Annotated in this window: 24 protein-coding genes; 20 read left to right on the top strand and 4 right to left on the bottom strand. The window is 62.7% G+C overall.

The window, feature by feature from the left end:
• From HTY61_RS02730 to HTY61_RS02705, 6 genes are all read left to right on the top strand, one after another.
• On the top strand, window positions 1-807 hold the full coding sequence (locus tag HTY61_RS02730; protein WP_175275354.1) for a metal ABC transporter ATP-binding protein: 807 nt from the start codon (window positions 1-3) through the stop codon (window positions 805-807).
• Window positions 807-1,937: a metal ABC transporter permease gene (locus tag HTY61_RS02725; RefSeq protein WP_175275353.1), complete on the top strand. Its 1,131-nt coding sequence runs from the start codon at window positions 807-809 to the stop codon at window positions 1,935-1,937. The genes HTY61_RS02730 and HTY61_RS02725 overlap by 1 nt, the downstream gene beginning before the upstream one ends.
• A gap of 2 nt (window positions 1,938-1,939) precedes the next feature.
• Window positions 1,940-3,079, top strand: a complete 1,140-nt coding sequence (locus HTY61_RS02720) for a metal ABC transporter permease (RefSeq protein WP_175275352.1) — start codon at window positions 1,940-1,942, stop codon at window positions 3,077-3,079.
• 66 nt (window positions 3,080-3,145) lie between these two features.
• Window positions 3,146-3,733, top strand: coding sequence for a sigma-70 family RNA polymerase sigma factor (locus tag HTY61_RS02715; protein ID WP_175275351.1), 588 nt, complete (start codon window positions 3,146-3,148; stop codon window positions 3,731-3,733).
• On the top strand, window positions 3,730-4,398 hold the full coding sequence (locus tag HTY61_RS02710; RefSeq protein WP_175275350.1) for a ChrR family anti-sigma-E factor: 669 nt from the start codon (window positions 3,730-3,732) through the stop codon (window positions 4,396-4,398). The genes HTY61_RS02715 and HTY61_RS02710 overlap by 4 nt, the downstream gene beginning before the upstream one ends.
• Before the next feature lie 2 nt (window positions 4,399-4,400).
• Window positions 4,401-5,177: an SDR family NAD(P)-dependent oxidoreductase gene (locus HTY61_RS02705; protein WP_246272901.1), complete on the top strand. Its 777-nt coding sequence runs from the start codon at window positions 4,401-4,403 to the stop codon at window positions 5,175-5,177.
• A gap of 8 nt (window positions 5,178-5,185) precedes the next feature.
• Here the strand turns inward: HTY61_RS02705 and HTY61_RS02700 are convergent, their stop codons facing one another.
• Both HTY61_RS02700 and HTY61_RS02695 read right to left on the bottom strand, forming a co-directional pair.
• The gene (locus HTY61_RS02700; RefSeq protein ID WP_246272997.1) at window positions 5,186-5,980 is read right to left on the bottom strand and encodes a DUF1365 domain-containing protein; all 795 of its coding nucleotides are present in this window, start codon (window positions 5,978-5,980) and stop codon (window positions 5,186-5,188) included.
• On the bottom strand, window positions 5,980-7,305 hold the full coding sequence (locus tag HTY61_RS02695; RefSeq protein ID WP_197945356.1) for an FAD-dependent oxidoreductase: 1,326 nt from the start codon (window positions 7,303-7,305) through the stop codon (window positions 5,980-5,982). Before HTY61_RS02695 ends, HTY61_RS02700 begins: the two co-directional genes overlap by 1 nt.
• 129 nt (window positions 7,306-7,434) lie before the next feature.
• Here HTY61_RS02695 and HTY61_RS02690 point away from each other — a divergent pair, with 129 nt between their 5' ends.
• On the top strand, window positions 7,435-7,836 hold the full coding sequence (locus tag HTY61_RS02690; protein WP_175275347.1) for a DUF2177 family protein: 402 nt from the start codon (window positions 7,435-7,437) through the stop codon (window positions 7,834-7,836).
• A gap of 55 nt (window positions 7,837-7,891) precedes the next feature.
• Here the strand turns inward: HTY61_RS02690 and xylA are convergent, their stop codons facing one another.
• Together xylA and xylB are read right to left on the bottom strand one after the other, a co-directional pair.
• Window positions 7,892-9,205, bottom strand: a complete 1,314-nt coding sequence (xylA, locus tag HTY61_RS02685) for a xylose isomerase (protein ID WP_175275346.1) — start codon at window positions 9,203-9,205, stop codon at window positions 7,892-7,894.
• The gene (gene xylB / locus HTY61_RS02680; protein WP_175275345.1) at window positions 9,202-10,656 is read right to left on the bottom strand and encodes a xylulokinase; all 1,455 of its coding nucleotides are present in this window, start codon (window positions 10,654-10,656) and stop codon (window positions 9,202-9,204) included. The genes xylA and xylB overlap by 4 nt, the downstream gene beginning before the upstream one ends.
• Before the next feature lie 249 nt (window positions 10,657-10,905).
• Between xylB and HTY61_RS02675 the strand changes: the two genes are divergently transcribed.
• The 13 genes from HTY61_RS02675 to HTY61_RS02615 all read left to right on the top strand — a co-directional run bounded on the left by HTY61_RS02675 (window position 10,906) and on the right by HTY61_RS02615 (window position 18,860).
• Window positions 10,906-11,208, top strand: coding sequence for an urease subunit gamma (locus tag HTY61_RS02675; RefSeq protein ID WP_175275344.1), 303 nt, complete (start codon window positions 10,906-10,908; stop codon window positions 11,206-11,208).
• Between the two features lie 73 nt (window positions 11,209-11,281).
• On the top strand, window positions 11,282-11,869 hold the full coding sequence (locus HTY61_RS02670; RefSeq protein WP_175275343.1) for a HupE/UreJ family protein: 588 nt from the start codon (window positions 11,282-11,284) through the stop codon (window positions 11,867-11,869).
• Window positions 11,870-11,878: 9 nt separating this feature from the next.
• Complete coding sequence (locus tag HTY61_RS02665; RefSeq protein ID WP_175275342.1) at window positions 11,879-12,184, top strand: urease subunit beta; 306 nt, start codon at window positions 11,879-11,881, stop codon at window positions 12,182-12,184.
• Window positions 12,181-12,594 carry a lysozyme inhibitor LprI family protein gene (locus HTY61_RS02660; RefSeq protein ID WP_175275341.1) on the top strand — a complete coding sequence of 138 codons (414 nt, stop codon included), beginning with the start codon at window positions 12,181-12,183 and terminating at the stop codon, window positions 12,592-12,594. Before HTY61_RS02665 ends, HTY61_RS02660 begins: the two co-directional genes overlap by 4 nt.
• 15 nt (window positions 12,595-12,609) lie before the next feature.
• Complete coding sequence (gene ureC / locus HTY61_RS02655; RefSeq protein WP_175275340.1) at window positions 12,610-14,322, top strand: urease subunit alpha; 1,713 nt, start codon at window positions 12,610-12,612, stop codon at window positions 14,320-14,322.
• A gap of 177 nt (window positions 14,323-14,499) precedes the next feature.
• Window positions 14,500-15,042, top strand: a complete 543-nt coding sequence (locus tag HTY61_RS02650) for a peroxiredoxin (protein ID WP_175275339.1) — start codon at window positions 14,500-14,502, stop codon at window positions 15,040-15,042.
• A gap of 166 nt (window positions 15,043-15,208) precedes the next feature.
• Window positions 15,209-15,685: a baeRF12 domain-containing protein gene (locus HTY61_RS02645; protein WP_175275338.1), complete on the top strand. Its 477-nt coding sequence runs from the start codon at window positions 15,209-15,211 to the stop codon at window positions 15,683-15,685.
• Window positions 15,686-16,055: 370 nt separating this feature from the next.
• Complete coding sequence (locus tag HTY61_RS02640) at window positions 16,056-16,232, top strand: hypothetical protein (RefSeq protein ID WP_175275337.1); 177 nt, start codon at window positions 16,056-16,058, stop codon at window positions 16,230-16,232.
• Between the two features lie 181 nt (window positions 16,233-16,413).
• Complete coding sequence (locus HTY61_RS02635) at window positions 16,414-16,788, top strand: urease accessory protein UreE (protein WP_343045208.1); 375 nt, start codon at window positions 16,414-16,416, stop codon at window positions 16,786-16,788.
• A 26-nt stretch (window positions 16,789-16,814) separates the two neighbouring features.
• Window positions 16,815-17,162, top strand: coding sequence for an SMR family transporter (locus tag HTY61_RS02630; protein ID WP_175275335.1), 348 nt, complete (start codon window positions 16,815-16,817; stop codon window positions 17,160-17,162).
• Window positions 17,162-17,821: an urease accessory protein UreF gene (locus HTY61_RS02625; RefSeq protein ID WP_175275334.1), complete on the top strand. Its 660-nt coding sequence runs from the start codon at window positions 17,162-17,164 to the stop codon at window positions 17,819-17,821. Before HTY61_RS02630 ends, HTY61_RS02625 begins: the two co-directional genes overlap by 1 nt.
• Complete coding sequence (gene ureG / locus HTY61_RS02620) at window positions 17,818-18,432, top strand: urease accessory protein UreG (RefSeq protein ID WP_175275333.1); 615 nt, start codon at window positions 17,818-17,820, stop codon at window positions 18,430-18,432. The genes HTY61_RS02625 and ureG overlap by 4 nt, the downstream gene beginning before the upstream one ends.
• Complete coding sequence (locus HTY61_RS02615; protein ID WP_246272900.1) at window positions 18,429-18,860, top strand: MarR family winged helix-turn-helix transcriptional regulator; 432 nt, start codon at window positions 18,429-18,431, stop codon at window positions 18,858-18,860. Before ureG ends, HTY61_RS02615 begins: the two co-directional genes overlap by 4 nt.
• Window positions 18,861-18,862 lie beyond the last annotated feature (2 nt).

Below are 18,862 nucleotides of genomic sequence, written 5' to 3'. Positions count from 1 at the left end.
TTGCCAAACAAGCTTCACGAACCAGACCTTGCGGTCCATGTCGAGGACCTCACGGTCAGCTACCATGCGAGACCCGTGCTGTGGGACATCGATTTCGATGTCCCGCCCGGAGTCATGGCGGCAATCGTCGGGCCGAATGGTGCCGGCAAGTCGACGCTGATCAAGTCGATACTGGGCCTCGTGAAGCCCACCGCGGGCCACGTGCGAATCCACGGCCTGCCCTATGAAAGCCGCCGCAGCCGCGTCGGTTACGTCCCGCAGCGATCGAGCGTGGACTGGGATTTCCCGACCAATGCGCTCGACGTTGTCACGATGGGCCTCTACGGCCACCTCGGCTGGCTGCGGAGACCGGGCCGCAAAGAGCGCGAGAAGGCCATGAACGCGCTGTCGCTGGTCGGCATGCAGGATTTTGCCGATCGCCAGATCAGCCAGTTGTCCGGAGGGCAGCAACAGCGTGTCTTCCTCGCCCGCGCACTGGTGCAGGAAGCCGATGTCTACTTCCTTGATGAGCCGATGGCCGGCGTCGACGCGACAACGGAACGCGCCATCGTCGGTATCCTGCGCAGGCTGCGCGATGACGGCAAGACCGTGATCGTCGTTCACCACGACCTCCAGACCGTGCGCTCGTATTTCGACTGGATGTTGATCCTGAATGTCCGGGTCATCGCCCAGGGGCCGGTCGCCGACGTTTACACGCCGGAGAATCTTCGCAAGGCCTATGGCGGCCAGATTGCCCTGCTGGAACGGGACGTGACGCTCGACCCCGAAGACGCCGGAAAGGTGGTCAATCTCGAAGGCAATCGCTGATGCTGGAGTTTCTCTCCGACTACACCATCCGCAACGTGGCGCTTGGCGCCGCTTTGCTTGGCCTCATATCCGGCGTGCTGGGTTCCTTCGCCGTCCTGCGCAGGCAAAGCCTGCTCGGCGACACTCTATCGCATGCCGCGCTGCCCGGCGTATGTCTCGGCTTCATCGTCGCCGGCACCCGTGATCTCGGCTACATCCTCGGCGGCGCCCTGATTACAGGTGCTCTGGCGGCCCTGTTCATGCTTCTGCTCACACGCAACAGCCGGTTGAAGACCGATGCCGGCCTCGGCATTTCGCTCAGTGTTTTCTTCGCTCTTGGCGTCGTTCTGCTCACATGGATTCAGTCCACCGGCAACGCCGCCCAGGGCGGCCTCGATTCCTTCCTGTTCGGGCAGGCAGCCGCGATCCTGCGTTCCGATCTCTGGATCATGGGAGGGATCACGGCAGCGGCGCTCGCGGTGGTCGCCGCGTTCTGGAAGGAATTCAAGCTCGTCACCTTCGACCCCGTATTCGCCCGCACGCTCGGCCTTCCCGTTCTGGTCCTGGAGATCGCGCTCACGGTGATGATCGCCCTCGCCGTCGTCGTCGGTCTGCAAATGGTGGGTGTTGTGCTGATGGCCGCGATGGTCATCGCCCCCGCCGTCGCTGCCCGACAATGGAGTTCCCGGCTCGAGGTCATGGTCCTGCTTTCGGCGCTGATCGGCATGATTTCGGGAATGGCAGGCGCAATCGTATCGGCGCTCGGCCGCGGCCTCGCCACCGGACCGCTCATTGTGCTCGCCGCGTCCGCGGCAGTCGGCTTTTCCCTGCTGTTTGCGCCAGGACGCGGCATTGTCTGGGAGATGATCCGTCGCGCCCGGAACCGCCGCAGCCTGCGCAGTCAGCGGGTGCTTACCACGCTCTACCGGCTCGCAGCGCATCACGGGGATTCCGCCTATCCGTCCGAACAGGGAATGCTCGATACCTACCACGGTATCGCGACGGTTTCCGTCATGCACAGGCTGCAGGATCGCGGCCTCGTGCAGCCCGTTGTCCATGCACCGGAGCCAACGCCGCACTGGATGCTGACACCGGACGGCATTGCAGAGGCCGAGCGCATCCTGGCGACACTCGGCAAGCGGGAGGCATGACGATGCTCGCGGCCATCTTCGACAATCCTTCCGTGATGATCGTGTTGACGGGGGCGCTCGTCGGCACCGCTGCAAGTCTCGTGGGGACGTTCCTGGTGCTGCGTGGCAATTCAATGTTGTCCGACGCCATCAGCCATTCCATCGTGTTCGGCATCGTGATCGTCTGGATGCTGACGCGACAGCAGTCCGGTCCGGTGCAAATCGTCGGAGCGGCATTGACCGGCGTTTTCACCGTCTTCCTGACCGAACTCCTGGTATCCACCCGCCGTGTAAAGAACGACGCGGCCATCGGCCTTGTCTTCCCCGTGCTGTTTTCCATTGGCGTGCTGCTGCTCAACATCTACGCCCGCAACGTGCACATCGACCAGCACACCGTACTGTTGGGCGAAATCGGTTTCGTCTGGCTCGATACGGTCGACATCGCCGGTTACCCGGTGCCGCAGGCATTGCTGTCGATGGGTGCAATGACGCTGGCAAACCTTGCCTTCGTAATCCTGTTCTTCAAGGAATTGAAACTCGCCACATTCGACAGGTCGCTGGCCCGTGCCCTCGGATTCGCCCCAGGCATCCTTTCCTACGCCCTGCTTGCGCTACTGAGCGGCACCGCTGTCGCCGCTTTCGATTCCGTCGGCGCCATCCTGTTCATTGCCTTCGTCATAGTTCCGCCCTCGGCGGCATACCTCCTGACCGACCGGCTCTGGCTGATGCTGGTCTATGGCTGCGCGATATCGATCATGTCCTCCATCGCTGGCTATTGGCTCGCCGTTTCGCTCAACGTTTCCATCGGCGGCATGATGGCGGTCATGACCGGCATATTCCTGCTGGCGGCGTTCCTGGCCGGCCCGCGCTATGGCATGATCGCCCAGATCGTGCGGCGGCGTAGCCGCGAGCGCGCCAACGAGTGCCGTACGCTCGCCGTCCATCTCTACAATCACGAGGGCGGGCCGGCACAGGATGAAGAGAACGTCGCTGCCGCGCTGCACGACCACCTGCATTGGGACGAGACCCGCGCCCGTCACGTCTTGCGTCAATCCATCGACCAGGGACTGGTCGTCCGCGATGGCGACGCTCTTGCATTGACCGAAAGGGGGCGCGTCGAAGCCCGTGCGATCCTGGAACCCTGGCGTCAGGAAGCCGTCTGACCTGCGCAACTGATCCGATTGGCTCCCGCCTGCGTAATAACGTAGCCTACAGGGAGAAGTGATCACATGGCGCTCGGCGCTACGCAGGTGAAAACGTTGGGACAGTTGGACGGCGAAAAGGACTTTGCAGCCCTCATGATCCGCGTTCGCGAGCGCGACCGCGCCGCATTCGAGGAATTGTTCGTCCATTTCGGACCACGTGTGAAGGCCCTGATGCTGAAAAGCGGGTCCGGTCATGCCATGGCTGAAGACATAGTACAGGACGTCTTCATGGCCGTGTGGCGCAAGGCCGGTTATTTCTCTCCGGGGCGCGGAACGGTAAGCGCATGGATATTTTCGATCGCTCGAAACAGCCGTATCGACAAGCTCAGGCGCATGTCTTCACGGCCGTATGACGACATCATGGAAATGGAGTTCGAGTCTCCGGAGCCGGACGCGGAACAGGTCCTCGCGACGACCGAACGCAACAGCAAGGTTGCAGATGCCATTGTAGATCTGCCCGGCACACAACGCGAGATAATCGAGTTGGCATATATGCACGACATGGCACAGACCGAAATCGCGAAACGCCTGTCGCTGCCGCTTGGCACGGTCAAATCGCGCATGCGCCTCGCCTACGCAAAACTGAAACTGAAACTGGAAGAAGCACGATGAGTATCGCCCATCATCTCGATGAAGCGACGTTGGTCCGTTATGCTAGCGGCGACCTCGACGAAGCATTTCTCGTTGTTGTCGCGACGCATCTGGCCATGTGCGACCGATGTCGCAAGGCAGCGCATGATGCCGAGGAATTGGGCGGCGAGATGCTGTTCGCCTGCGAACCTGCGGACCTGGGTGCCAACGCGCTGAGTTCCCTGTGGAACCGGATAGAAGGCGCCGGCGGACAGGCGGACATCGCGCGTCCTGCCGCAAAAAGGTCGTCACGGCGTGTGGGAGACCTGCCGCCGCCGCTCAACCGAAAGATCGGAGGCCGACTCGACGCCATACCCTGGCGCCGGATCGCACCGGGCGTTAAGAAACATGTGATCAGGACAGATACCGCAACGTCTTCCGCGCTATACATGCTGTGGGTCGCCCCGGGGGTCGCCGTACCGGAACACGGGCATGGCGGATCGGAGATGACTCTGATCCTGTCCGGCGCCTACCGGGACGAACTCGGCCTGTTCGGTCCCGGCGACATTGCGGATCTCGATGAACATGTTGAGCATCAGCCATGTGTCGAGGGTGATGAACCCTGCATTTGCCTCGTGGCCACCGACACGCCGCTCCGCTTCGCGGGTCTCCTTGGCCGGCTGCTCCAGCCTTTCATCGGAATATGAACATGTCCGGCAGCGGGGCCCCGCCCTGGAAAGTAGCGTGGATCACCGGCGCAAGTACCGGGATCGGCCGCGAGCTCGCGATGTTGCTGGCTCGTCGCGTCGAAACGGTCGCCATATCGGCACGCTCGACCGACAAGCTCGAGGAGTTGGCCAGCACGGATCCCCGTTTGCATCCCGTCCCGCTTGATGTAACCGATGCACAGGCCGTTGCCGAATGCATAGGCGCCATCGAGCGCGACGCCGGTCCGATCGATCTTGCCGTCCTTAATGCCGGCACCTGGACCCTTCTCGATCGGGCCGACATCGACCTCGCGGCAATGCGGGCCGGTATCGAGGTGAATTACATGGGTGTCGTCAACGCGCTCGCGGCGCTGGTACCCCGCATGCGAGAGCGCGGCAGCGGTCATATCGTCATTGTCGCATCCGTCGCCGGATACCGGGGGCTACCGCGTTCGGCGGCCTACGGCCCGACCAAGGCGGCCCTGATCAATCTGGCGGAAACTCTGAAAAGCGAACTGGCTCCCCTCGGCATTACCGTTTCGCTGGTCAATCCCGGCTTCATTGACACGCCGATGACACGCGAGAACCCGTTCCCGATGCCGGGACTGATGCCGGCGCCGGCCGCGGCACGCGCCCTGCTGGACGGACTTGAGAAGCGACAATACGAAATCATATTCCCCCGCGGTTTCGTTCGCGCCGTCAAGCTGCTCCGCATCCTGCCGAACCGGGTATTCTTCTGGTACGTATCGCGGTTTGTTATGGGAAGAAGCAAGCGCTGAAACGGCACTCAGCGGTTGTGAAAATCCGCGTTTTCCGGTCGAACACCCAAATCGACGGACCGTTTCGGCGCGACAGTACGCGGCTGCAAACGAAGCCCCTTCATCCAGAGCTTCAGTGCCTCGTAGTGAATCCCGGCGGTGACCTTCACCGTCATCCAGCCGGTTCGCGCCACCGCGCGCAAAAGCCCCGCGTCGGTGAGCGGTGCCTGCCGGCCGTGAAAATGCGCTTTCAGCACCGGCCCCTCTTCGTCGCGCAACGCAACCCCGACGGTGATTTCCTCGAGCGGAACTGTCAGGTGAAAACTGTAGGTGCCTGTCGGGCCATTGAATGGCGAGACCTGGAGCCGCTTGGCGCAGGACTGAGTGATTGTTCCACTGTCGGATTGAGCGGCGGGCAGGACATAAGTCTTGCGTTCGCCGAAGGTGTTGTTGACTTCATAGACCACGAGGCAGACACGATCCTCGTCGTCGAGTCCGTAGTAGACGGTCAGCGGATTGAACGCATAGCCGAGCACGCGCGGATAGCATAGCATCAGAAAGCGGGACACGGTTCCCTCCATGCCCGCCTGCCGAGCCAGGTCATCGAGATACGACGCGATATCCGTGCCGTCGCCGTGGTCGCGGTCGTACAGGCCAAGCAGGTTGAACCGGTTTCGAGAGAACAGCCGCAGCCGCCTGTCCAGCGCGTCAAGCGTCGTGCAATCGAACAGGACGGCGAACACGCGGTAGCGCAGCTTGTGGTGAACTGTCCGTACGCGCGTGTGAACGACGTCGCCAAGGTAGATTCCCTCGCCGGGCCGCATCACTCCGCCGCCTCCAGCCCGCGTCCGGCAGGCAGGGACAGCCGGCCGGACTCGTTTTCGACATCCCATGGCCTCCTTGTGCCGCCGAGCATCTCGGCCACCGCGAGGCCGCTCTGGATGCCGTCCTCGTGGAAACCGTATCCGAGATAGCTCCCGCAGAACCAGGTTCGCCGGCTGCCCTGTATGGACCACATTTCCCGCTGGGCCCGTGCGCTACGCCCATCGAACACGGGGTGACGATAGGGTATTTCCGCGTCCACCGCCTTGGCGTGAATCGGCGCAGTCGGATTGAGCGTCACGAACAGGTCGGTTTTTGTATCGAGCCTCTGGAGGCGGTTCATCCAGTAGGTTACGCACAGGCCCTCGCCCGGATCGGCCGAGGCGATGTAGTTCCAGCTGGACCACAGCCGCCGGCGGCGCGGCATCCATCGCCGGTCCCGGTGCAGGACCGCCAGATTGTCCTGGTAGCGGAAACCGGAGAGTATTTTGGCTTCCGCGTCGTCTGGCCGGTCGAGCATGGCAAGCGCCTGGTCCGCATGGCTGGCGATCACGACATGGTCGAACGGACGCGACACGCCTCGTTCGTCGCAAACGAGGACATAGTCGGAATGGCGAACGAGACGCCGGACGGCGGCGCCGGAAACGATTTCCATGTCGCTGTCGGCGATCAACCTGGCCACATAGTTGCGGCTGCCGCCGGTCACCGTGCGCCAATACGCCGGCTGTGCGAATTGCAGCATGCCGTGATTATCGTAGAAATCGACGAAACTTCGGGCCGGGAACCGCAGCATGTCCCGGGCATTGGTCGACCAGATCGCCGCGCCCATCGGGACGATATGATCGGTGACGAACCAGGGGCTGTACCCCTCGGAATGCAGGAAATCTCCCAAGGACATGTCGGACGGCAGCGTTTCGATACGCGCCCGCGCGGTGGAAAAGAAGCGTGAAATATCGCGCAGCAGGCGCCAATGGCGCCGCGAGACGGTATTGCGCCACTGGCCGAAGAAGCCGTGCACGCCGGAGCCTGAATACTCATATGCCCCGTTCCCGAGCGAAAATGCGAAGCTCATCTCGGTTTCGTTGGTTGCAACACCGAGACGATCGAACAAGGCCGACAGGTTAGGGTAATTCTGCCGGTTGTAGACGATAAATCCGGTATCGACGGCAACCCGGCCTTCCGGCGTGTCGACATCGAGGGTGTTGGTGTGTCCACCCAATCGGTCATTGGCCTCGTAGAGGGTGACATTGTGTTTCCGGGACAGCAGCCAGGCTGCGGATAGCCCGGCAATGCCCGACCCGACGACGGCAATTTTCATTCTGGTCATGTGCGGTCCGAAGTTGCTTTCCGGATGATACGCCGCACGCGGCGGCGCGGATCACCGGAAGCGCATCTTTCCGGGCCGTGATCCGTCACGGGCCCGGCAACGTATCAACGACGGAACCGGAGCAATGACATGTTGCAATATGCCCTCGCCTACGGCGCGACAATGATCGCGTTTCTGCTGATCGACTACATATGGCTGTCGCGCGTCGCACGCAGCTTCTACGCCGACCGGCTCGGCGCCCTCCTCCTCGAGCAGCCTCGTCTCGGCATGGCAGCGGGCTTTTATCTTCTGTACGGGGTAGGCATTGTGGTTTTCGCTGTCATGCCCGGACTGAGAGCGGAGTCTGCCCGAATGGTCATGATGCTGGGAGCGCTGCTCGGACTGGTTGCCTACGGAACGTATGACATGACCAACTACGCGACGCTGAAGAACTGGCCGCTCTCCGTTGTCGCGGTCGACATGGTCTGGGGCACTCTCCTGACCGCCATTGCGGCGCTGGCCGGGTATCTCGTCGCACGAATGCTTTCCTAGCGGCACCCGGAATCAGGAGAAATGGCCGCCCGCGCATGCGGGCGGCGAAACGTCATCACACGTAGCGGTTGACGACATTCTCCAGATATTCCTGGCGACCGGATCTCGGCTCCGGATTGATGTCCGATTCCTCGACCCACTGGGCAATCTGCTCCAGCGAGCGCTCGCCGCCGAGCATCGCTTTGGCACCGGCCTGCTCCCAGCCCTTGTAACGTTCCTCGACAAAGCTGGTGAGTATCCCGTCCTCCAGCATCTTCGCGGCGGCCTTCAGGCCTCGCGCGCACGTGTCCATGCCGCCGATGTGAGCATACAGCAGGTCTTCCGGGTCGAGCGACTGGCGCCGCAGCTTGGCGTCGAAATTGGTTCCGCCCGTGGTAAATCCGCCGCCTTTGAGAATGGCATAATAGGCAAGTGCGACTTCAGGCCCATTATTGGGGAACTGGTCGGTATCCCAGCCGGATTGGTAGTCGTTGCGGTTCATGTCGATGGAACCGAATATGCCGAGCGCCTGCGCCAGCTCGATTTCGTGCTCGAAGGAATGCCCGGCCAGTGTCGCGTGCCCCTGCTCGATGTTGACTTTCACCTCGTTTTCCAGCCCGTGGCGCTTGAGGAAACCGTAGACCGTGGCAACATCGTAATCGTACTGGTGCTTGGTCGGCTCTTGCGGCTTCGGTTCTATCAGTATGGTGCCGTCGAAGCCGATCTTGTGCTTGTATTCCACGACGAGATTCAGGAACCGCCCAAGCTGGGCATCCTCGCGCTTCAGGTCCGTATTCAGCAGGGTTTCGTAGCCTTCTCTTCCGCCCCACAGCACGTAGTTGGCGCCGCCGAGCTTGTGCGTGGCGTCGATGCAGGTTTTCACCGTCGCCGCAGCAAAGGCGAACACCTCAGGATCGGGATTGGTCGCCGCACCCGCCATGTAGCGACGATTGGAGAACAGGTTCGCCGTGCCCCACAGGAGTTTCACGCCTGTCGCCTCCTGCTTTGCCGCCAGGTAGTCGACGATTTCCTCCAGATTGCGCGTGTTCTCTGCAAAATTGGCGCCTTCCGGCCGCACGTCCTGATCATGGAAGCAATAGAACGGCACGCCGAGGGCTGAAAACATTTCGAATGCGACATCGGCCTTCTGCTTTGCCAGTTCCATCGTGTCGGCCGGGAACCAGGGACGCTGGAACGTATCCCCGCCGAAGGGATCGGTGCCGGTCCATGCAAACGAATGCCAATAGGCCACCGCGAAGCGCAAGTGATCCTCGAGACGCTTGCCCATGACGACTTCGTCGGGATTGTAATGGCGGAAGGCCAGCGGATTGGTACTGTCCGGCCCCTCGTACTTGATCTTCGTCACGTCGCCGAAAAAGCCGGTGCTCATGTCATCACTCCCTTGATGGCTGGATAAAGCGCGCGATAGCGCCGGTAGGCGGTATCGAACGCCGGTTCGAGTTCACTGTTCGGTTCGTACACCGCCTCGATCCCGGGCGGCGTGCAGACGGTTGCCGGGTCGGCTCCCTCGGCAGCCATGAAGCCTAGCCGGGCGGCTCCGAATGCGGCGCCGAAATCGCCTTCAGCCGGAACCTCGACGGGAATGCCGAGAACGGTCGCCATCAGTTTCAGCCAGTATGCCGAGCGCGAACCGCCACCGACCGCTGTCGCGCGCTCCAGCGTCGTGCCGGCTTCCCGCAGAGCCTCGAGGCAGTCGCGGAACGCGAAGCATACCCCCTCAAGGACCGATTGGGTCAGCGCGTCGCGGCCGCTCTCGTGCCCCATGCCGACGAAGGCGCCGCGGGCCGACGCATCGTTGTGCGGCGTGCGCTCGCCGCCCAGATAGGGAAGGAAGATCACACCCGATGGCGCACCCGGATTGTCGCCCAGCGCCTTGGTTAGCGTCGCGGGGTCCGATCCCGCTATCTTTGCGTACCAGTTGAGCGAGTCTGTCGCCGCCAGGATGACGCCCATCTGGTGCCATGTGTTCGGCAGCGCGTGGCAGAAGGCATGCACCGCGCTTTCAGCATTCGGCAGATAGGCATTGTTGGCAGCAAACAGCACGCCTGATGTTCCCAGCGACACGAAAGCCTGCCCGTTGCGAACCGTGCCCATGCCGATGGCTGCGGCGGCATTGTCCCCTGCCCCGCCAGCGACCGTGATTCCCGCCCTCATGCCAAAGCGGGAGGCGATGTCTGCCCGCAGGCGCCCACCCGGTTCGCAGCCTTCGACGAGTGACGGCATGTTGTCTTCGGAAAGATCGGTAGCGGCAAGCAATTCGGACGACCATGCCCGCGCTCCGGTGTCGAGCCAGCTTGTGCCGGCCGAATCGGACATCTCGGAAATGTGCTCGCCGGTCAGCCATAGCCGCAGGTAGTCCTTTGGCAGCAGCACCTTGCGGACCTTGTCGAAAATCTCCGGCTCGTTGTTCTTCACCCAGGCAAGCTTTGGCGCCGTGAATCCGGGAAAGACGATATTGCCCGTGATCGCACGGAAGCGGGGATCGGCATCCAACGCGGCCGCCTCGGCATGGGAGCGCACGTCGTTCCACATGATGCAGGGGCGCAGCACCTCGTCACCGGCGCCGAGCAATGTCGCACCATGCATGTGGCCCGAAAGGCCGATGCCCCGAACAGCGGCCATCGCCTCAGCATGGTCCCGCTTCAATTCGGCCAGCGCACTTTCGGTGGCGGCGATCCAGTCCGCCGGATCCTGCTCCGACCAACCGTGATGCGGTCGCGACAACGCAACCGGAGCCGACGCGGAATCGACGATTGCCTGTTCCGCGTTCATCAGCAGCGCCTTGACACTCGACGTGCCCAGGTCGATCCCGAGATACATGATGCTTCCTCCACGGGCGCGGACAATGCGCCCGGAATGCAGTTAAACCGCCCGATCGAATTTCTTCAAGAGGTAAAATAATTCGCGCCCGCGATGGGCAGCACGCCCTGCACAAAAAATATGCGACAAATCGCATTGCAAAATTTTTGCACAACGAGCTTGCACTTCCACGCCTTTTTTTCCACCATGCAGCGAACGCGGGAACCAACGAATCCGCGCCTATCCTGAGTCGCCTCGCCGGGGAAAGAAATGAACCTGACACCACGGGAAAAGGACAAGCTGCTGATCGCCATGGCGGCAGAAGTTGCGCGAAAGAGGCTGGCGCGCGGCGTCAAGCTCAACCATCCCGAGGCCATAGCGCTGATAACGGACTTTGTTGTTGAGGGCGCGCGCGACGGACGCTCCGTTGCCGACCTGATGGAAGCCGGCGCCCATGTGCTGACACGGGACCAGGTCATGGAAGGCATCCCCGAGATGATCCACGACATACAGGTCGAGGCGACATTTCCGGACGGCACCAAGCTGGTGACCGTGCACGAACCGATCCGCTGACAGGCCCGCCGCCGGCCGAGCAGGCCTTCGAATACGCCCCGCCATGCGGCACATGACATGAAAGGACACCGCCATGAGAAGAATTGCCACCGCCGCCGCCCTGCTCCTCGCCACAGCGGTGCCCGCCTTCGCGCATCTTGATCCGGGCGAGCACGGCTCCATCGCCGCCGGTTTCTCCCATCCGCTCTACGGCGTCGATCACATCCTTGCCATGGTCGCCGTTGGAGTATGGGCGGCGATGATCGGCGGCCGGGCCGTCTGGGCTGCGCCTGTAACCTTCGTGGCGGTAATGGCGGCAGGCTTTGCCGCCTCCTTCGCCGGCGCGCCGCTGCCCTTCGTGGAGCCGGCGATCCTCGCTTCCATCGTCGCGTTCGGCCTGCTGATAGCGCTGGCCGCACCGGTTCCCGTTGAGTTGGTGCTGGTCGTGACCGGATTTTTTGCGCTGTTCCACGGCTATGCGCATGGTTCCGAGCTGGGCGCGGCCGGTGCCCTTCCCTTCGGTGCCGGCTTCATTGCAGCGACAGCCCTGCTACACGCAGTTGGCGCGGGTACGGGTATCGCAATGCTGAAATCGCTGGACAATGCGCATGGACGCCTGGCACTGCGCGTTGCGGGCGGTGCCACGGCCGCATATGGCGTCGCGCTAGCGGTTGCGGGCTAGGAGGCCACCATGATTCCGGGCGAAATCATCACCGAAGAGGGCGAAATCACCCTCAACGAAGGCGCGACCATGGTCACGCTGACCGTCGCCAATACCGGCGACCGACCGGTGCAGGTCGGCTCCCACTACCACTTCTCCGAATGCAATCCGGCACTGTCCTTCGACCGGGAAAAGGCACGCGGAATGCGCCTCGACATCGCCGCCGGCACGGCGGTGCGTTTCGAACCCGGCCAGTCCCGGGATGTGACGTTGGTGCCGCTGCGCGGCGACCGGAAGGTATACGGCTTTCGCAAGGAGATCATGGGAGAACTATGAAGCGTTTCATTTCAGCACTCGGCTTGGTCTGGCTTTCATCTGCCCCGGCCCTCTCGCAGGACTGGGATTGCTCCAATGCCGACGACCTGCCGCAGCAGGGCATGAACTTCTGCGCCCATCAGGATTGGCAGGCCGCGGACAGCGCCCTCAATGCCACCTGGAAGAAGGCCCGCGAATACATGAAGTCCCTCGACGAGGGGAACCGCGAATACTATCCGGACCAGGCGGATGGCGAGGAAAACCTGCTGAAGGCCCAGCGCGCCTGGATCGACTATCGCGACGGCCAATGTGCGGCAGAAGGAGCACAGTTCACCGGCGGCTCGATACAGCCGCTGATCATCAATTCATGCCTTGCCTCGATGACGCGCAAGCGCACCGAGGAACTGCTCCAGCTCATGCAGGAATACTGACCTAAGGACTGTAAAATGCCCGCCAAGATATCCCGTGCCGCCTATGCCGACATGTTCGGGCCGACCACCGGCGACAAGGTCCGCCTCGCCGACACCGAGCTCTTCATCGAGGTCGAGGAGGATCGCACCGTCTATGGCGAGGAAGTGAAATTCGGCGGCGGCAAGGTCATCCGCGACGGCATGGGCCAGAGCCAGGCATCACGCGCCTCGGGGGCGGTCGACACGGTCATCACCAACGCGCTGATCGTCGACCATACCGGCATCTACAAGGCCGATGTCGGCCTGAAGGACGGCCGCATCGCCGCCATCGGCAAGGCCGGCAACCCGGATACGCAGCCGGGAGTGGACATTGTCATCGGCCCGGGCACCGAGGCGATTGCCGGCGAAGGCAAGATCCTGACCGCTGGCGGTTTCGACAGCCACATTCACTACATTTGCCCGCAGCAGATCGAAGAGGCATTGATGAGCGGGCTGACCACCATGCTCGGCGGCGGCACCGGCCCGGCGCACGGCACGCTGGCGACCACCTGCACGCCTGGCTCCTGGCACATCGCCCGCATGATCCAGGCCGCGGACGCATTTCCGATGAACCTCGCCTTTGCGGGCAAGGGCAATGCCTCCCTGCCCGAACCGCTGAAGGAGATGATCCTCGGCGGCGCCTGCGCGCTTAAGCTGCACGAGGACTGGGGCACCACGCCCGCGGCCATCGACAACTGCCTGTCGGTTGCCGACGACTACGACGTTCAGGTGATGATCCACACCGACACGCTCAACGAGTCCGGCTTCGTGGAATCGACCATAGAGGCGATAAGGGGCCGCACCATCCATGCCTTCCACACGGAAGGCGCCGGCGGCGGTCATGCGCCGGACATCATCCGGGTCTGCGGCCTGCCGAATGTCATCCCCTCCTCGACCAATCCGACACGTCCCTACACGACCAACACGGTGGACGAACATCTCGACATGCTGATGGTCTGCCACCATCTCGATGCCAACATCCCTGAAGACGTGTCCTTTGCCGAAAGCCGTATCCGCAAGGAGACCATAGCGGCCGAGGATATTCTTCACGACATGGGTGCCTTCTCGATCATCGCCTCCGACAGCCAGGCGATGGGCCGCGTCGGCGAGGTCATCATCCGCACATGGCAGACCGCCGACAAGATGAAGCGCCAGCGCGGCCGGCTACCGGAGGAAAAGGGGCACAACGACAATTATCGCGTCCGTCGCTACATCGCGAAATACACCATAAACCCGGCCATCGCGCATGGCATGGCAGGGGAAATCGGCTCGATCGAGGCAGGAAAGCGCGCCGACCTCGTGCTCTGGAACCCCGCCTTCTTCGGCGTCAAGCCCGACATGGTCCTGATCGGCGGTTCCATCGCCGCCGCGCCGATGGGAGACCCGAATGCCTCGATTCCCACGCCGCAGCCTGTGCACTACCGATACATGTTCGGCGCCTACGCCAAGGCGCGCACCGCTTCCTCCGTCGTATTCACCTCGAAGGCCGCCATCGAGGATGGCCTTGCCCACCGGCTCGAGACCGACAAGGAACTGGTCGCGGTGGAAAATACCCGCGGCGGCATTTCCAAGGCATCGATGGTGCTGAACGATGCCACGCCCGATATCGAGGTCGACCCGGAGACCTACGAGGTTCGCGCCAACGGGGAATTGCTCACCTGCGAACCCGCCGACACACTGCCGATGGCGCAAAGATACTTCCTGTTCTGACTCCCGCTGCACGGGTACCGCAACGCACCGGATTTTCCATGTGCAATGCAGCAATCCGGCTGGACAAAAATGTACACATGCTGCTAGTTGCGGCCCGAAATTCTCTTGTCGGCGCCGTCCGCATCCTCTTCGTGAACGGTGCCTTCCGCCCGAAAACCGAGACAGATGGAGTGAACCATGATCGGCAGGAAAGTTCCTTTCGTCACCTTCCGCACGCGGGTCCGCGACGAGTCCGTCGGCGGCCCGAATCCGTATCGCTGGGAAGACAAGACCACGGACGACTACTTCAAGGGCAAGCGCGTCGTCCTGTTCTCTCTGCCGGGCGCCTTCACCCCGACCTGCTCGACCTACCAGCTGCCCGACTTCGAGAAGCTGTACGACGAGTTCAAGGCCAAGGGCATCGACGAGATCTACTGCATCTCCGTCAATGACGCCTTCGTCATGAATGCATGGGGCAAGGCGCAGGGCATCGAGAAGGTCGGGCTGATCCCCGACGGGTCCGGAGAATTCACCCGCAAGATGGGCATGCTGGTCCGCAAGGACAATCTCGGCTTCGGCCTGCGCTCCTGGCGCTACGGCGCCGTGATCAACGATGGCGTCGTCGAGAAATGGTTCGAGGAAGAAGGTTTCTCCGACAACTGCGAGACCGATCCCTACGGTGTCTCCTCGCCGCAGAACATTCTCGCCAATCTCGACGAGAAGGAGGCCGTCGCGGCCTGATCGCGCCTCCCGGCACGAAATGTCCCCGGCCCCGGCCTCCCGCCGGGGCTTTTTTTTCGGACGCCCCTCTATTGCCGCGTTCCCGACGGCAAATTGAGCGGGATCAATTTCAACCCCGCCACATTCTGCGAGTTAGTGATTTCAATTCGCAAGACTGGAGGACCTGATGTCTGACATGAAACTCAAGAACAAGGGCTGGCTGGTGATCGCGGACGGCGAAAAGGCGCTGTTCCTCCGCAATGACGGCGACGAGAAGTTCCCCAACCTGACGGTCTTCCGGGAAATCGAACATGAAAATCCGCGAACCGGCGAACAGGGGACGGACAAGCCCGGTCGCCTGAACGATGGCGGAGGCGCTGAAGGCTCCGCCCCGGCAGGTGCCAACGCACACCGCAGCGCGGTCCAGGAAACCGACTGGCACAAGTTGGAAAAGGAAAGGTTTGCCAAGGAATTGGCCGACATTCTTTACAAGCACGCACACAAGGGAAGCTTCAGTGAAATCGTCCTTGTCGCCGCCCCGGGCGTCCTCGGCACCTTGCGCAAGGAACTGCATAAGGAGGTTGCCGACAAGGTCATCGGCGAGGTGGACAAGGATTTGACGGGGCATCCGGTCCACGAGATCGAGAAACTGGTGCTCGCATAGCCCCCGGGATGCGGCTTCCGCTCGCACCCCGCCCCTTCTGGCCGGTGGTCGCCGCTATGCTCGGCGACTGCCGGCCGATGTCCGGAAAGGACGACTGAGCGATTACGAAGGGGCCTGCGGACTGCCTGCCTTCATCCTCCGCGCGACGGCGTCGGTTCCCCCTTGCGCACCCCGTCCTCCCCGCCCCTTTCCGGACAGCGCGGTATTCGGGCAACCGGCCCGGCCCCGCGGCTTCCGGCGCATACGCGACTGCGCCGCGGCCTCCTCCGCCTCGCCCCCCCGAAATTTCATGGCTGCCAGTCGGAAACTGCATTTGTTGCAACGCAGCAAAAACACTATGATCTTCGAAGGCACTACGAGGACAAGGCCAATGGCTGAAAGAAATCACACCCTTATCTCCACGATTGGCAACATGATTGCGGGTGTTGGCGCATCCATCTCCGTCGCCCGCGAAGTGAACCGGATCTACAACACCCCGGAATCGGCCTTCCGCGCCCGCGGCACCACTCGTGACGCGGCGGTTCGCGCTGCGGTCAAGCGGCTCTGAAGCCCGCATGCTCCGGCAGGCACCACATTTCCCGGTTGCCGATTTCCGCGCTGGCACATGACGGATGATCCGATGTAGTATCGCCGCCATGCCGACTGCATCTTCCGTAACCCGTCATTTCGACCATCCCGCAGATACCATCACTCTGGACGAGACCGCGCGCCACCGGCGTCGCGTGAGAATGACCTCCGACAGCGGCATCGATTTCCTGCTCGACCTGGCCGAGGCGCGCCTGCTTCGTCACGGCGACGGCCTCGTGCTCGACGACGGTCGGGTGATCGAGGTCAGGGCCGAACCTGAAGACCTGATGGAGGTTCGAGGCCGCGATGCCCGCCATCTGCTGGCTCTCGCCTGGCAGATCGGAAACCGCCATCTCGCCGCACAGATCCTGCCTGACCGCATCCTCGTTCGCCGCGATCACGTCATCCGCGACATGCTGGAGGGCCTCGGCGCCACCGTCACGGACACGCGGGCACCGTTCGACCCTGAGGGCGGTGCCTATGGCGACGCCCGGGCACCGCACGGCCATGACCGCCATCATGGCCACGAGCATTGAAACCGACATATCCGCAGATACGCCTCATGCATCCACACCTGCTCACCAACTATCTCCTCCTTGGCGCGGCCATCGTGGCGGAGGTGATCGGCACCACCGCGCTGGTGCGCGCGGAGAGTTTTACGCGGCTGTGGCCGAGCCTCATTACCGTCGTCTCCTATTCGGTTTCGTTCTGGCTGCTATCCTTCCCGATCCGCGTAATACCCGCCGGCATTGTCTACGCAATTTGGTCCGGCACCGGCATTGTGCTGATCACGCTTGCCGCCTGGCTGGTTTTCGGACAGCGCCTTGACCTGCCGGCAATATTCGGGCTGGCCCTGATCGTTGCCGGGGTGGTCATCGTGAACCTGTTTTCCGGTTCGGTATCGCACTGATGGACAGCACTGCCGGACTGCTGCGCCTGATGTCCTGGCTCTCGCCGGTATTCCCGACCGGGGGCTATGCCTATTCGAGCGGATTGGAACAGGCGGCGGTGGCCGGAACCGTCATGGACAGGAACACGCTCGGAAACTGGCTCGAATGCCTTCTCCGTGCCGGGCCGCAGTGGAACGACGCGGTGTTCTTTGCCGCCGCCTGGCGTTCTGCCGGCGACGGCGAGGCCGTCTTGTCGATCGCGGAACTGGCGCGCGCGATGACTGGATCCGCCGAACGGCTCCGCGAGACCACGGACCAGGGAAACGGGTTTCTGGAAGCGGCGGAAAGCTGGTTTGAGCAGGACGCGCTGCCCCCGCGCGACACCCCCCTTTGCGCCGCGGTCGGCACGGCCTGCGGATTGCAGGGTATTGCACTCGAGGATGGCCTCGCCGCCTTTCTCCACGCATTCGTCTCCAACCAGTTGCAGGCCGCGATCCGCCTGTCGATCACCGGCCAGCGTGGTGCGGCAAGCCTCCTGGCCGATCTCGAACCGGCAATAGCCGAGACAGCCGCGCATGCCGCATCCTCGACGCTCGATGACCTTGGCACGAGCACGGTTTTGGCCGACATTGCCGCCATGCAACACGAAACGCTCGAACCGAGGCTGTTCCTGTCATGACCCTCTCTCCCAACGGCCCCCTGCGCGTCGGTATCGGCGGCCCGGTTGGCTCGGGCAAGACGACCCTGACCGCAGAACTGTGCAAGGCGATGCGCAACGACTATTCCATCGGCGTCGTCACCAACGACATCTACACCGCCGAGGACGCCGAGGCGCTCGTGCGCATGCAGGCACTTCCCGCCGAGCGGATCGAGGGCGTGGAGACGGGCGGCTGCCCGCACACGGCGATCCGCGAGGATGCATCGATCAACCTGCGCGCCATCGAGCGGCTGCGCGAACGCGTACAGGATCTCGATATCGTCTTCATCGAGTCCGGTGGCGACAACCTTGCAGCCACCTTCTCGCCCGATCTCGCCGACCTGTCCCTCTATGTCGTCTCGGTCTGCCAGGGCGACGACATTCCTCGCAAGGGTGGCCCGGCGATCACCCGCTCCGACCTGCTGATCATCAACAAGACCGATCTCGCCCCTCATGTCGGCGCCGACCTTGACCGCATGCGCGCCGACGCCGAGAAGGGCCGCGCCGGACGGCCGTTCGTCTTTGCCGACCTGCGCCACGGCAAGGGTACGCAGGATATCGTTGAATTCGTGAGAAAGCGGGGCGGACTGTGAGCTTCGAACTCGAAACTTTCCTGCCCTACCGGCTTGACCGCATATCGGATGCCGTCAGCCGGCATTTCCAGCCGGTTTATCGTGACCAGCACGGCATGACGCGCCCGGAATGGAAGGTCTTTGCCCATCTCGGACAGGCGGACAGGACGCTGACTGCCCGCGAGATCGTGCAACGGACCGGCCTGCACAAGACCAAGGTTTCGCGGGCGGTGGCCGCCTTGGAAAGCCGGCGTTGGCTCTGTCGCGACCGCGACGACGCGGACAGACGTATCGAGCATCTCGCCCTGACCGCCCGCGGACGGACGGAGTATGACAAGCTGGTCGGCATCCTGAAGGCGCGGGAAGAGGAAATGCTGGAGCGCCTGAGTGCGGACCAGTTGCAAACCGTTGCGCAGGCAATGTCGATCCTTGAGAAGCTGACGGCCTAGAG

It is taken from the genome of Oricola thermophila, from assembly GCF_013358405.1.
In the GTDB taxonomy this organism is placed as follows: domain Bacteria; phylum Pseudomonadota; class Alphaproteobacteria; order Rhizobiales; family Rhizobiaceae; genus Oricola; species Oricola thermophila.
The sequence above is the reverse complement of the archived record's forward strand: the minus strand, read 5'-3'. Positions and strand labels throughout refer to the sequence as shown.

What these genes read in the sequence shown, in the direction of transcription:
- HTY61_RS02725 (WP_175275353.1), top strand. Translation starts at nt 807, where the DNA reads ATGCTGGAGTTTCTCTCCGACTACACCATCCGCAACGTGGCGCTTGGC.
- HTY61_RS02720 (WP_175275352.1), top strand. Translation starts at nt 1,940, where the DNA reads ATGCTCGCGGCCATCTTCGACAATCCTTCCGTGATGATCGTGTTGACG.
- HTY61_RS02715 (WP_175275351.1), top strand. Translation starts at nt 3,146, where the DNA reads ATGGCGCTCGGCGCTACGCAGGTGAAAACGTTGGGACAGTTGGACGGC.
- HTY61_RS02710 (WP_175275350.1), top strand. Translation starts at nt 3,730, where the DNA reads ATGAGTATCGCCCATCATCTCGATGAAGCGACGTTGGTCCGTTATGCT.
- HTY61_RS02705 (WP_246272901.1), top strand. Translation starts at nt 4,401, where the DNA reads ATGTCCGGCAGCGGGGCCCCGCCCTGGAAAGTAGCGTGGATCACCGGC.
- HTY61_RS02700 (WP_246272997.1), bottom strand. Translation starts at nt 5,980, where the DNA reads ATGCGGCCCGGCGAGGGAATCTACCTTGGCGACGTCGTTCACACGCGC.
- HTY61_RS02695 (WP_197945356.1), bottom strand. Translation starts at nt 7,305, where the DNA reads ATGACCAGAATGAAAATTGCCGTCGTCGGGTCGGGCATTGCCGGGCTA.
- HTY61_RS02690 (WP_175275347.1), top strand. Translation starts at nt 7,435, where the DNA reads ATGTTGCAATATGCCCTCGCCTACGGCGCGACAATGATCGCGTTTCTG.
- xylA (WP_175275346.1), bottom strand. Translation starts at nt 9,205, where the DNA reads ATGAGCACCGGCTTTTTCGGCGACGTGACGAAGATCAAGTACGAGGGG.
- xylB (WP_175275345.1), bottom strand. Translation starts at nt 10,656, where the DNA reads ATGTATCTCGGGATCGACCTGGGCACGTCGAGTGTCAAGGCGCTGCTG.
- HTY61_RS02675 (WP_175275344.1), top strand. Translation starts at nt 10,906, where the DNA reads ATGAACCTGACACCACGGGAAAAGGACAAGCTGCTGATCGCCATGGCG.
- HTY61_RS02670 (WP_175275343.1), top strand. Translation starts at nt 11,282, where the DNA reads ATGAGAAGAATTGCCACCGCCGCCGCCCTGCTCCTCGCCACAGCGGTG.
- HTY61_RS02665 (WP_175275342.1), top strand. Translation starts at nt 11,879, where the DNA reads ATGATTCCGGGCGAAATCATCACCGAAGAGGGCGAAATCACCCTCAAC.
- HTY61_RS02660 (WP_175275341.1), top strand. Translation starts at nt 12,181, where the DNA reads ATGAAGCGTTTCATTTCAGCACTCGGCTTGGTCTGGCTTTCATCTGCC.
- ureC (WP_175275340.1), top strand. Translation starts at nt 12,610, where the DNA reads ATGCCCGCCAAGATATCCCGTGCCGCCTATGCCGACATGTTCGGGCCG.
- HTY61_RS02650 (WP_175275339.1), top strand. Translation starts at nt 14,500, where the DNA reads ATGATCGGCAGGAAAGTTCCTTTCGTCACCTTCCGCACGCGGGTCCGC.
- HTY61_RS02645 (WP_175275338.1), top strand. Translation starts at nt 15,209, where the DNA reads ATGTCTGACATGAAACTCAAGAACAAGGGCTGGCTGGTGATCGCGGAC.
- HTY61_RS02640 (WP_175275337.1), top strand. Translation starts at nt 16,056, where the DNA reads ATGGCTGAAAGAAATCACACCCTTATCTCCACGATTGGCAACATGATT.
- HTY61_RS02635 (WP_343045208.1), top strand. Translation starts at nt 16,414, where the DNA reads ATGACCTCCGACAGCGGCATCGATTTCCTGCTCGACCTGGCCGAGGCG.
- HTY61_RS02630 (WP_175275335.1), top strand. Translation starts at nt 16,815, where the DNA reads ATGCATCCACACCTGCTCACCAACTATCTCCTCCTTGGCGCGGCCATC.
- HTY61_RS02625 (WP_175275334.1), top strand. Translation starts at nt 17,162, where the DNA reads ATGGACAGCACTGCCGGACTGCTGCGCCTGATGTCCTGGCTCTCGCCG.
- ureG (WP_175275333.1), top strand. Translation starts at nt 17,818, where the DNA reads ATGACCCTCTCTCCCAACGGCCCCCTGCGCGTCGGTATCGGCGGCCCG.